The 12,152-nt window shown below is 52.5% G+C and carries 15 protein-coding genes; 14 read left to right on the forward strand and 1 reads right to left on the reverse strand.

What is annotated here, in order from left to right; all coding sequences use genetic code 11:
- Nucleotides 1-69 precede the first annotated feature (69 nt).
- Nucleotides 70-747, forward strand: coding sequence for a head-tail connector protein (locus tag HB393_RS13680; protein WP_213805753.1), 678 nt, complete (start codon nt 70-72; stop codon nt 745-747).
- A gap of 8 nt (nt 748-755) precedes the next feature.
- Nucleotides 756-1,106, forward strand: coding sequence for a head-tail adaptor protein (locus HB393_RS13685; RefSeq protein WP_213805754.1), 351 nt, complete (start codon nt 756-758; stop codon nt 1,104-1,106).
- Between the two features lie 249 nt (nt 1,107-1,355).
- Here HB393_RS13685 and HB393_RS25240 read toward each other — a convergent pair whose 3' ends face one another.
- Nucleotides 1,356-1,499 carry a hypothetical protein gene (locus tag HB393_RS25240; protein ID WP_255551097.1) on the reverse strand — a complete coding sequence of 48 codons (144 nt, stop codon included), beginning with the start codon at nt 1,497-1,499 and terminating at the stop codon, nt 1,356-1,358.
- Here HB393_RS25240 and HB393_RS13695 point away from each other — a divergent pair.
- The 12 genes from HB393_RS13695 (at nt 1,498) to HB393_RS13750 (ending at nt 12,151) form a co-directional block, all read left to right on the forward strand.
- Nucleotides 1,498-1,980 carry a hypothetical protein gene (locus HB393_RS13695; RefSeq protein ID WP_213805756.1) on the forward strand — a complete coding sequence of 161 codons (483 nt, stop codon included), beginning with the start codon at nt 1,498-1,500 and terminating at the stop codon, nt 1,978-1,980. The two genes, HB393_RS25240 and HB393_RS13695, sit on opposite strands and share 2 nt — an antisense overlap.
- A 74-nt stretch (nt 1,981-2,054) precedes the next feature.
- Entirely contained in the window at nt 2,055-2,441 is a 387-nt protein-coding gene (locus HB393_RS13700; protein WP_213805757.1) for a hypothetical protein, read from the forward strand.
- Nucleotides 2,442-2,796: 355 nt separating this feature from the next.
- Complete coding sequence (locus tag HB393_RS13705; RefSeq protein ID WP_213805758.1) at nt 2,797-3,309, forward strand: HK97-gp10 family putative phage morphogenesis protein; 513 nt, start codon at nt 2,797-2,799, stop codon at nt 3,307-3,309.
- A complete protein-coding gene (locus tag HB393_RS13710; protein WP_213805759.1) occupies nt 3,302-5,605 on the forward strand; it encodes a phage tail tape measure C-terminal domain-containing protein in 2,304 nt (767 codons plus the stop codon). Before HB393_RS13705 ends, HB393_RS13710 begins: the two co-directional genes overlap by 8 nt.
- A 62-nt stretch (nt 5,606-5,667) precedes the next feature.
- Complete coding sequence (locus HB393_RS13715; protein ID WP_213805760.1) at nt 5,668-6,030, forward strand: hypothetical protein; 363 nt, start codon at nt 5,668-5,670, stop codon at nt 6,028-6,030.
- A gap of 34 nt (nt 6,031-6,064) precedes the next feature.
- The gene (locus HB393_RS13720; protein ID WP_213805761.1) at nt 6,065-6,715 is read left to right on the forward strand and encodes a hypothetical protein; all 651 of its coding nucleotides are present in this window, start codon (nt 6,065-6,067) and stop codon (nt 6,713-6,715) included.
- Nucleotides 6,716-7,276 carry a hypothetical protein gene (locus tag HB393_RS13725; RefSeq protein ID WP_213805762.1) on the forward strand — a complete coding sequence of 187 codons (561 nt, stop codon included), beginning with the start codon at nt 6,716-6,718 and terminating at the stop codon, nt 7,274-7,276. It abuts the gene before it with no gap.
- Nucleotides 7,277-7,285: 9 nt separating this feature from the next.
- Complete coding sequence (locus HB393_RS13730) at nt 7,286-7,744, forward strand: hypothetical protein (RefSeq protein WP_213805763.1); 459 nt, start codon at nt 7,286-7,288, stop codon at nt 7,742-7,744.
- Nucleotides 7,745-10,915: a hypothetical protein gene (locus HB393_RS13735; protein WP_213805764.1), complete on the forward strand. Its 3,171-nt coding sequence runs from the start codon at nt 7,745-7,747 to the stop codon at nt 10,913-10,915. It begins immediately after the preceding gene.
- A 2-nt stretch (nt 10,916-10,917) separates the two neighbouring features.
- A complete protein-coding gene (locus HB393_RS13740) occupies nt 10,918-11,271 on the forward strand; it encodes a hypothetical protein (RefSeq protein WP_213805765.1) in 354 nt (117 codons plus the stop codon).
- Nucleotides 11,272-11,275: 4 nt separating this feature from the next.
- Nucleotides 11,276-11,644, forward strand: a complete 369-nt coding sequence (locus tag HB393_RS13745) for a hypothetical protein (RefSeq protein ID WP_213805766.1) — start codon at nt 11,276-11,278, stop codon at nt 11,642-11,644.
- Complete coding sequence (locus HB393_RS13750; RefSeq protein WP_213805767.1) at nt 11,645-12,151, forward strand: hypothetical protein; 507 nt, start codon at nt 11,645-11,647, stop codon at nt 12,149-12,151.
- Nucleotide 12,152: the final 1 nt, after the last annotated feature.

Genomic DNA, 12,152 nt, shown 5'->3' on the forward strand with positions numbered 1-12,152 from the left:
TATTCAAAGCTTCAAATCTTCTCAGAGACACCACGTAAAGCCAAACGTGAAAAGGCCATCCGTCCATAAATGCCTCTCAACCTAAAACTCGTGACGCCACCGGTTGCAGAGCCTGTCTCCCTTGCCTTGGCGAAGGGTCATTTGCGTGTGGACTTTCCTAATGATGACGATCTTATCGCCATGTACGTGACCGCCGCCCGCCAGTATGCAGAGATATATACCCAACGTGCAATATTCACTCAGACTTGGCTACGTACCCTCGACAACTTCCCGTTATGGACCGGCTGGAATGGAACGACCAATCCAGTAGATCGTCAGAATTGGCCGTATTATGCCGGATTATGGGATCAGCTCACGATTGAGCTACCTTGGCCTTCCACTGTAAGCGTCACCTCAATTACCTACCTGGACTCGACCAACACTCTCCGAACATTAGACCCTGCGCAATATTACGTGGATACAACATCTGAGCCTGCGCGAATCGTGCCAGCAAATGGAAGCTATTGGCCAACAGTGATGACCTACGTGCCCGGCGCAGTGAAGATCACTTACATTGCTGGCAGCTACGGCGATGGAGTGGATATCAATACCTGTCCTCAGACGATAGTGATGGCCATCCTTCTCTTAGTTGGTCATTGGTATGAACACCGCGAGAATGCCAGCGAACTCAATCTCAAGAACATTCCTCTGGGAGTCAACACATTGCTCGATCAGGCCAAGCTAGAGATTGCTTCATTCCGGCCATAAGGACATTCATGCAAGCCGGAAGACTCAATCGACGTATTCAGATCCAGTCCCAGACCACCACACAAGATGAGTTTGGCCAGCGTCAGCAAATATGGGAAACAGCATATGGCTGCTGGGCCTCCCTCGATATACAGAACTCTGCCCTGATATACAGCACGGCGGAATTCATTAGCAAGGTAGTCACCCGCATCACCATGCGTTGGACCTCTAGGATCATCATCTCCTCCGCCAATCGTGTCGTCTACGTAGAACCCACAACAGGGGTAAAGCACACGTATGAAATTGAGGCCGTGCTGAATACGCGACAAGGGAATAGAGAGCTGGTCCTGATGGCATATGAACTGTCCGGGAGTGAATAGATGATCGAGCAACAGCTATTCAGCATTCTCTCCAGTGCTCTTCCAATTACTACTATCTGCGACTCTCGTATATACCCTCTGGTCCTACCCACCGATCCGACTTTACCCGCTATCACTTATAGCCTTGTGGGGGGATCGTCTCGATCTACTCAGGACACGCAGGGAAATCAAAGATATCGGATAGAAGTCAACTGCTGGGGAAACACATATGGAGATGCAGTCACCCTCCGCTATGCCGTCATATCCGCACTAGGCCAATACAGCGCCGATGGCATCTTTATCTCGCTCATCCAGCCAACGGATTTCTTTGATCATGACCTGCTCCAGTACAGGGCAATGGCCGAGTTTTACGTTTTCAGCAATTTCAATTAGCACCCACAGGAGTATCACCATGTCAGGATTTACACCCGTAGCAAGCAAGGCCGCAGTCATTGGTGCAGGAACCATCCTATCTATCCTTGGACCTTCAGGGGTCCTACCTGCCATAACCGCCATTCCCCTCGGTGAGATATCCGATGGATCATTCGACGGTTGGAAGACCAGCACTACTACTGCCACAAACTTTGACTCAGGTAACGTCGTCAAGAATCTTGGAACCTTGTTTGACTGGGGAACGATGTCCTGTACGTACAACAACGTTCCTTCTAATGCAGGTCAGCTTGCTCTCCTGGCCGCTGCAAAGTCTCGCGTTGCGTATGACTTCACCCTTCAATTGCCTGTAGAGCCTCTCTGGGGCCAGACCACAACCGGCAATCTGTACACCATTTCAGCAATCGTGACGTCGGCTGGCGGGTTTGATTTCTCTCAGACCAAGGTATCCACCTGCAAGCTCACGCTTCAGATCAACGATATCGTCATCACTCCCGGTAGCTAGTTCAAAGTAATGGGGCGTCCCTCGCTATGAGGTAGACGCCCCTACTGTGGGTTCCCAAAGAACCAAAGGTTCGCATGTCAAAAGTAAAAGTAGCAGGTAATCCTGAGATTGATCCGACGTTGCCAAAGATTGCAATCAAACTCGGGAAGGAAACGTTCTATCTCTGTTTCACCTTTAAAGCCCTCGCATTGGCTCAGAAAAACCTCCGTGACATTGGCATCGAAGTAAATCTGCTGATGGCATTGGATTTATCGACCATGGACGCCCTCAAACTTGTCCCTCTCTTCTACGCGGCCCTGATCACCCATCAGCCCAAGATCACCATCGACAAGGTAACTGAACTGGTGACGTTGAAGAACCTGGGCACGATCTTTGAGACCATCGCACAGGCATACGGAGCGTCACTTGCTGATCCGACGCCAGAGGACGATAAGACGGACCCCGATCAGCCGGTAGTGTAGCCCCGGCTCAAGATAAATGGCTGCACTTCTGGTCCATAGCCAGATACGATCTTCGTCTATCTGCTGATGAGTTCTTTGACCTGACCCCGAAACAATTAGATGCGTTGTTGAAACGCCATCGCAGCAGCATTGAAAATTCTGAGTTCATGTTGGCACAACTCACTTCTTGGGTGGCTAACACCGGATTCAGAACATCAGAGAAGCCGACCGTTCCAGTGGATTTCATGCCCTCCCGGTGGGGAAAGAAACCATCACCCAAATCCAGCTCAGCGGCGGTCCGCATGACGAAGAAGAAACGTCAGCAATTGTCATCCAGCCTGAATGCGATGCTTAGCCAACTTGTGAGGACGAACTAATGCCAGACGAAGGATTTTCTATCGGCATAGAAGGTCTGTCTGAACTCCAGACCAAGTTGAATGATCTTGGGACAAAAGCTGCTGAACGGGCCATCAGAAAGGCTCTCAGAGCTGGTGCTGAAATTGAGCAAGCGGCCATTTCTGAACGTGCCCCCGTTAAGGTGGGCACAGGTGGCTTGTTGCCTAATGGAGCCCTAAAGAACGACATCGTTGTCAGGATGAAGCGGGACGATCAAGGTTCTCTGGTGGCCATCGTTACGCCAGACAAGTACACAGCGCATGTCGCCCGTTGGGTGGAGTATGGCCATCGCATGGTCACAGGTGGGTATTCTCGGCTGCTTCCCGATGGCAGAACGAGAGGCCCCGGAAAAGCGGCAGATGAGGACGTACCCGAACACCCTTTTATCAGACCGGCATTCGAGGCCACAGAACAAGAAGTGGCTGCGGTTATGACTACCACCCTCATTGAAGAGATAGAGAAAGAAGCATCACGCAAGGGAACCAATGCCTAGCTCAGCCGGATCAGTCAATATCAATCTCTCGATGAACGCAGTGACGTTCACGCAGGGGATTAAGAATGCCCAGGCCGAGCTAGACAAGTTTGCAGGGAAGTCCAAACAAGCGGGTCACTCGACCGTCTCCTCAATGCAAGCGGCTTCTGGTGCTATCCGAGAATTAGAGGGGAACTTTACCAACAACGTCAGGGCCGTGGAACGGTTCATCACGACCATTCCTGGCGTTGGCAATGCGCTAAAGGCAGCATTTCCCCTTATCGGCGGCCTTGCTTTTGGCGCAATGATTGGCGAACAAATCACCAAGATTGCAACCTTCATTAAGACAGCAAACGAGATGCCCAGAGCAATCACTCAGGGTTTTGCTGCTCTAAGCCTCGCATCAAAGACATCTACCGATCAACTCCAATTAACCAACGATACCCTCCAGAACTCAATCAACAGGCTAGAACACAAGCCTGAGAACAATCTGAAGATTGTTATGGATGAGGCACGTCTCGCGGCGGATAAGCTGGCCGGATCGATTGAAAAGAGCAATGCCGCAGTCAACGATTTGCTCTCTAAGAACCATCTGTCAGGTTGGGCACTTCTCTTGGGTAAGCAGGGAACCGCCGACCGTGAGGGAACTGCAAAGGCATTTGGACGTCAGGCTGATAGCAATGCATACGATCTAGCCAACGCCACTACACCCGAACAGACTGCTGCGGCACAAAAGGCACTCAAAGCCACTCAGGATGCTCAACTGGCTGAAGCCCGTACAGATCTTGCCAAACGGCTCAGTCAAGCGAACTCATCTGATCATCTGGACAATGGCGCAAACATTGCCATAGACAAAGGTGTAATCACCGCGATCCTGAATCAGCAGAAGCAATCTGCTGCTGAACTTCAAAATGCAGATCTTGAAGCAAGGAACAAAAAGCTAGAGGGTGATAAGGCTGCGCGTATGGCAGCACAGGAAGCCCAGAAGAAGGCTGATGCCGAAGCTCTCAAAGAACTACAAGCAGCACACCTCGCATGGGACGCCGAAGAAACTCGATCACAGGGTGACGAGGTAACGTATTGGGCTAATCGAATTGCCAGTCTAACCGCTGGCTCAGCAGCCTACCGAGAATCACAGAAGAAATCTAATGAGGCTATCGTTGCCCTCAATCGTTCCAACTCAGAGGCTATAACCAAGTTCACCACTGAGTACATGAATGACTTCCAAAAGTCCTCTGGCCTGTCTGGCCAAGACTCAAAGAATCTGAATCATCAGGGTGGGTCAGCGAATGATTACATTCAATCGTTGCGCCAGAGCATTGATCTCAATAAACAGAATTCCTCTGCCATAGCGGAAAACTCAATTCAGATGGCCTATGCGACTGGTCAGATGACGAGACTGAACGCGGCACAAGCCCTGGCCAATCTACACACTCAGGACTATGCTGATGCTCTCTCAAAACTGAAAGATCAGCGAGAGGCCATCAGTAGCTCGATCGAATACAACAGCAATCCTCTTGGACGTAAGGCAGCATTACAGAACAATCAGAACCAACAAGACGCTCTTAACTCCTCTCGCACCATCCAGGTGGGTCAAGATTCCCTTGGGACCAACACATCTGGTACATCAGGATTTGTTGGTGCAAAAGACGCCCTAGATGAATTCGTTATCGCCTCCCGCGATGCCGCTTCTCAAATGCGGGATCTGACCAGCAATATTCTTGGTGGTCTGAATCAGCAGATCGTTGGCGCTATGTCTGGACAGAAGACTAACTTCGGCAACTTCGGAGCCGGTGTATTCCGTTCGGTTGCCAATACAGGTTTGCAGAAGGCAGAAGGTTCCGTTCTCAGTACCTTTGGATTTGGTAGCGGCGCAAAGTTAGGTACTAAAGGCAATCCCATGTATGTCATCTCTGCTGGGATTAGTTCTGCGGTATCTGGAGCTGCTTCTGCAATAGGAAAGGTGACTGGCGGTTCTGGCGGCTTCGGTAGCAGCATTATGGGTGCTCTCAAGGGTGTCATTCCGTTCCTAGCGGATGGCGGACCTATCAATGGTCCCGCAATCGTGGGAGAACAAGGCCCAGAGTTGTTCAACCCAGGCACATCCGGAACGATCACTCCAAATCACAAGCTGGTCAGTTCAGGGAGTGGTGATATCCATTTCCATCCCGGTGCAATTGACGCCCGAGGTTCCAATGACCCCGCTCAGGTTGAGGCCGCCGTGCAACGCGGTATAGCCAAGGCTGCTCCACACATCATGGCCGGATCGGTTCAAGCCATGCAGGAACACAACAAGCGTCGATCACCCGGTAGATAAAACCCACCACAAGCGCAAGGTCGAAGGACTTCTGCCAAGTACAAAAGGAGTCCTTTCAATCCATGCCTTTTCGCAACCGTCTTAGAAATCACGTCCTTTTCGCCATCAGAGTTGCCATTCTCGGTATCTGTGCCTTCACAGCAATTAGCGGGCGTTACCCACCTGCTTCCGCTCAGAAAGCTCGCTTCGAGATACAAACCGTTCCGGTTATCACTACGGAAGATGCGCGGCAAGATGACAAATTGGATTCGATCAACAAACACCTCCAGGCTACAGATGACAACGTGAAAGCTCTTCAGGTTCTCACGGCACAGGTTGCCTCCGATGTAGCAGTCAAAGAAGGACAGATAAGCGTCCTCCTTGGCATCGTCTGCCTACTAGCTGGCGGTGGCCTCGTGATTCAGATCAAACGTAAATCGGTCTAACCCTCCCGCAATATCCCCTCTACACAGGACCTTCATGATCTCACTCATCTCCCTGAACGGGAATACCGTTTCGGTGGTTAGCCTCCCTGCGACTAGCGGAGCGTTTCAGTCCGTGGAGTGGAACAATACCACGGCTGTTGCGAACGTTTCATCCATATTTACCGGACAGGTACAGACGCAGCAATGGCCGGGTGCGGATATGCGCTACGGTACAGCCACTCTGCCACCTATGACGCAGGCTCAGGCCAGACCTTGGAAGGCAGCTCTCATGCAGCTACAGGGTATGAGCAATGCTTTTCAGCTTGGCGATCCCATGGGCGCTATGCCGACTGGCACGGTGCTCGGCAATCCGTTGGTAGACAACGTGACCACACCTGTTGGTGCTGGTAGCCAAACATTCCATACCAAGGGTTGGGCCGCTTCGCAAATCAATCTGCTTCTCCCCGGCGACTACATACAGATTGGATTTCGCCTGCATACCGTTCTGGACTCCGTTGTCTCGGACAGCTCTGGTAAGGCCCCAATCAACATATGGCCTTCATTGCGAGAGGTTCCGCTCGATGGTTTGACGGTCGTGACTCACAACCCCGTTGGTCTATTCAGGCTGGCCAACAACAAGGTCACTTGGTCAGAAGACGTTACCAAGCTCACACGCCTTTCCTTTCAGTTTCAGGAGTACCGCTAAATGCCTCGCCAACTTGATCCAGCAATGGCTACGGCTCTAGCTACCAATCACATTCAACCCTTCTTTATGGCCGTGCTGAGCTTTAAGACATCGATGCAGTGGGTCTGGAGCGGAGTAGGGAATCTCGTATGGAACTCGCAGACCTTCGTTGGAGTGGGTTCGTTCGCCAAGATTGGAACTATTCAGGAAGGCGCTGATGCCAATTCCAATGCCTATGGAACCACCGTCACTCTAAGCGGTATCGATCCCGTTCTCTTACAGGACTGTCAGACCGATATGGTGCCGGGTGCACAGGCTACCTTGTGGTTCGGTCTATTGACCAACGGCGTAATGGTGGGCTCACCCTATCAGATCTTCTCCGGGACGATGGATCAACCAACGATTAGTTGGGATCAGGACACCATCACAATCACGCTGGCTCTTGAGAGCAAGATGCTCAACCTTGCCCGTCCTAGCAACCGCCGCTATACCTCTGCTGACCAACGTCTCTACTACCCCACGGATACAGCCTTCGGTTGGGTGGAACAACTGAACGATCTTGCTGACGTCTGGGGAGGCTAAAGGAAATTTATGTCACTCGCAAAACACCCGCACTGGCGGGAGAAGCATTTCCATGCCTTCCTCCTGGAACGCTCTGACATTCCCTTCGCCTGGGGAACCAATGATTGCGCCCTATTTGCTGCGGACGCCATTCAAGCCTGTACGGGTATTGATATCGCTGCTGACTTCCGTGGCAAGTACACCACTCAACTCGGGGCACTCCGAACCATCAGCAAGCTAACCGGTGGCTCAAGCATCGTGGATGCCGCTACCTACTGTGCCGAGAAGCACAACCTTACCGAACATACACATCCCCTGATGGCCAAGCGTGGCGACCTCGTGGTCATAGACAACGCGGGAACTCTCATTGCCGGGGTGGTTCACCTGAACGGCCGGGAAGTTATCTCGGTATCCGAGAACGGCCTCGTTCGCCTGCCTATTGCCGATCTAAACGGCCAACCCAATGTTGTCCGCGCCTGGAGCATTTAAATGTCAAAAGCAGTTGAAGGTGCAGTACTCCTAGCGGGAGCGGCAACCCTTGGTGCGTTCACAATGGGTATCGGTGGTGTGGCCTTAGAAGGACTCACACAAGGTCAGTGGGCGATCAACGCCATTGTTGGCCTCGCTGCTGGTGGAATTTCCATGGAAGCTGGGGCTATCGCTGGTGCCCTAGCGAACAACAGCGGTCTTCCTATCACCACACGTCAGGCCGCTGCGAACAGACAAATCATCTATGGCGAGCAGCGTGTAGGCGGAATCATCATTTACAAGTCCACCACAGGTGGCAGCCACGACCAGCTCAACTATGTAATTGCCATTGCAGCTCATCAAGTGGAATCCATAGTGAATCTGTACCTTGATGGCCGTCAGGTGCATTGGCAAGCTGGAAGCGCAGGGAACTCTACTCGTAATGGAGTCAACTTTGGTGGAAATGCAGACGGCGGAACCTACGTTGGTCCTGATGGGATCAACTATAACTTTGGCGGCACCGGACACTCTGGAATCTATTGCGAGGCTCGCTACGGGGATCAAGCTCCGGGTGACGTAATTACTGGCCTCACAGCCAATGACCCGGTCTGGGCTGCTTCAGCAGATGGTTCTCCTTGGGTTGGAGGGTGCTGCTACGTCTATCTCAAGATAGAGGCCAACCCCTCTCTATTCCCCGGTGAACCCGAGATTCGTTTCACTGTTCGCGGAAAGAACAACATCTGGGACCCACGTTCGCAGACCTCCGGTTACACAAACAACTGGGCATTATGCGTTGCCGACGTAATCACTGATCCGGTCTACGGATTAGGTGACAACAGCGTCAATCAGCTTCAGCTCATAGCTGCGGCGAACGTATGCGATGAAATCGTGCCTCTCGCCGTCTCGCCCGGCAACTTGACCGAAGCCCGGTATACGACCAATTACCACTACGACACTTCCGTTGCTCCGGGGTCAGTTCTGGACACGATGCTACTTGGTGCCGCTGGCCGTCTCAGTTGGATTGGGGGGCAATGGTTCATATGGCCCGCCTATTGGCAGGGACCAAGCTTCACGTACGACGAGAGCATTCTGACCTCTCAGGTTCAATGGAAGCCTTACCGCTCAACTCGTGACCTTATCAACCGGGTCAACGGTACGTATATAGCTCCCACCTATCCATACAACGTCGCCGGCAATCTTTATGACCAGAACGGTTGGTACAACGGGCAGATTCAGAACAACTTTCCGTATGCATGGCAACCGACCAATGCTCCCCAGTATGCTTCTGACCACCTGCACGGATACCCCTCGGACGAATGGTTACTGGCTGACCAGAACATTCAGCGTCCTATGGAGTTGGCTCTTGCAACTTGCATCTCTGTCACCCAATGGCAGCGTGTAGCCAAGATAAATCTCCTACGTAACCGTCAGCAGGGTTCAGGAACGTTAGAGATGGGTCTAGCTGCGTATTCAATGCAGCCGACTGATGTGTTCCAGCTTAACTACACTCCGGGACATTGGACCAATAAGATTCTGGAAGTCACCGGCACCAGCTTCAAGGTTGCTGCGGATCAGGACGGTGGAGCCCCAAGCATTAGGGTCAGCTACAACGTTATCGAGACCGACTCCTCTGTATACGAGTGGAATCCTACGGCTGAAGAATTGACGCCAATGGATGCACCTGCTTCACCGTCTCAAACGCCTCTCATACCAGCCGTACCTACCAACTTCAGGCTTGTGTCTGGTCCCGGTACCGCAATTCTTGGAGATGACGGGTCAGTAATCCCAGTCATTGAGATTCAGTTCGATACCCCGCTGGACAACCAAGCGGTTCAGATTCAGGTTCAATATCAACTCGTTGGTGCTGCCTCATGGCTTTCCGCACCGGCCATTGATATCAGTCTCAACATTGGTTTGATATCCGGGGTGGTCGGTGGGCAGGTCTATAACGTCCGCATCCGGTCTACGCGAGCTAACGGCGTCTCATCGGATTGGGTTCAGATAAGCAACTACACCGTAGTGCCCACAGGCTCCTTCCTTGGAACGTTGAGCGGCCTTGTGCCTCAGATTTATACCGGGTTGAGCAACAATCTCGTACCTAATGGAGACTTCATTACAGGCGACGGTAAAGGTTGGTCAACAGCGAGCGCAGAATATCGGGTTGAGAACGGCGGTATGCTCATTGGCATAGCCGGACCTGGAGGTCACGCATTCTCCCCTGCGTTTGCTGTTCAACCGGGTAACAAATACCGTATTCAATTTGTCGGTGGAGTCGCGGTAGATGGTTCGCGTGTCTTCTATCAACGAATCTTCTACGGGTCGCAGTACTCGGCAGCCTCTATCAATGACGGTGGTGTGCCCGGATACATGGGTCTATTCGATTTCCTCCCGGGCGGAGATATGAACAATGCGTGGGTTACGTATACCTACGACTGGGTTTGTCCTCCCGGGGCCTACTATGCGTCTCTTGCTATGTATTCCATCGGAACCGCGATGCCAGTGTTTGGTCGCGTAGTTGCACAGGATTATTCAGCCTCTGGCGAATGGGGTGCGGATGTCACGACCTCGCAGCCGATCTCCTACAGCGGGAGTAGCGAATCAATTGTGCCCAATGGGGGATTCGTCCTCGGGACTCTACAGGGCTGGGCCAACGCCGGTTTCTCCTATAGTGTGGACGGGTTCGGACCTCGTATATATGCATCGGGAAGCTCTGGAGCATCATGCTTTTCTCCGAGTTTTGCCGTTGTGCCGGGACAGAAATACCGACTGAATTACGACGTCTATAACGGATCGGGCGCGGGTGGAATTTATCTGCGTATGGCTTGGAACTCGTCCCGTCTCGACAACATCAGTGATTTTGGGACCGGCAATGTTCAGGACTTCGTAGCTTCTGGAAGCATTCCAAACACTCCCACCGTATACTCCTTCGATTGGACTTGCCCTGCCGGGCAATTCTACGCATCGATGAACATATATGCAGTGGGAGCTTCCGACCTCGCTTGCAAATACGTCTCATGTATCCCCTATGCGGCATCAGGCCAATGGGGTTCTGACGTGACCGGAGCCAACACATCCCACGATACGAGCAATGTCTCCGGTGTTCCTGCCTCAACCATTGCTCAGGTTGTCCCTACTGGATACAAGCTCTACATCAACAACGGGGCACGCTCCTACTCCCTACAGGCGGTCTAGCCATGCCATTCCAACTGAGAGATGAGACTGGTGGCTTCAATGTCATGTACGTGGACAATGCTAATCAAATGGGGTTGGGTAGTCTTCCGAACGGCGGAGTTGCTTTGACGGTGCAGGGAAACAGCCTTCTCTCGCAGTCAGGCAACTTCGGTTGCGGGGTGCTGGTGGCGGGTTCACAGGCCGGGTACGAAGGCGCTGTATTCGCTCCTGCCAACGGGACGGCGACGGTAGCAATCTCTGCAGCCCAGCAACCTACCGTCACCTCATCCCTTCCAACTCTGGCCGCCGACGCCAACAACGTCGTCTTCAATAATGCGGGTGGTGGTGCCATCAACGCACTCTACGCAATCTGGTAAATCTATGGGCTTCAATATTACAGACTCGACGGCAGGTACTCAGCGGCTTGCCATCGACTACTCAGCCAACGTTGAGGTAGGCCCAGCTACACCCTCTGCACCTCTATCCGTTGGCGGAAGGGCCACTCTGAACGGGGCCAACCTTGCTCAGTCAATCGTCCTTCCCCCTGGACTACCTCGTATCACTGGCTCGGTGTTCGTCAGTCCCGGGAGCGAGATTGGCGTGTTTGCTCCCACGGCTGCGGGATTCGGTTCTGTCTCAAATGGCGGGGGTGGAGGAGTCGGCCGATTCACACCGGACAAGACCATCTTCTACGTTTACTCTTTCGACCCTCACCTGACCGGGGTTACGGTCACATACACGGTGTTCTAAATGATTGTCATTAGAGATGAAACTGCTGGGTTTGTGGTTCTCACCATCGACAACAACGGCAACATAGCATTTGGTGACGGTACACCAGTCACAGCTTTGAGCCTCGCCAGCAACGGAATCATAGACAGTAACGGTCACATCATTCACGGTGTTGGATCATGCTCGATGAATGCTCCTTCAGGCAGCGTGAACTGTGGTGTCAACCAATCCGTCACGGTGGCAACCCAGGGTGGCCGAATCCCTACCGTCCAACTCGACACGAGCTACCCCGCTCAATGGATTCAGATCGCATACCAACTTCCTGGTTCTGATCCTGACTGGCCGAACAGCGGATATGAAAACTCTCTTGGTGGGCGGAACGGTATCCCGGTGCACACTGCGAATCCTGATGTTGGTAGCTTCACCGCCTATAACCAGAACGTCATCGATGCCGCATTCACTAATCCAGGCAGTCAGTATTACGACCCGCAGTGGAACACAGCAGTCTTCAGCTATAGGTGGCTATAAC

This window comes from Granulicella sp. dw_53 (genome assembly GCF_018449545.1).
Lineage (GTDB): Bacteria > Acidobacteriota > Terriglobia > Terriglobales > Acidobacteriaceae > Edaphobacter.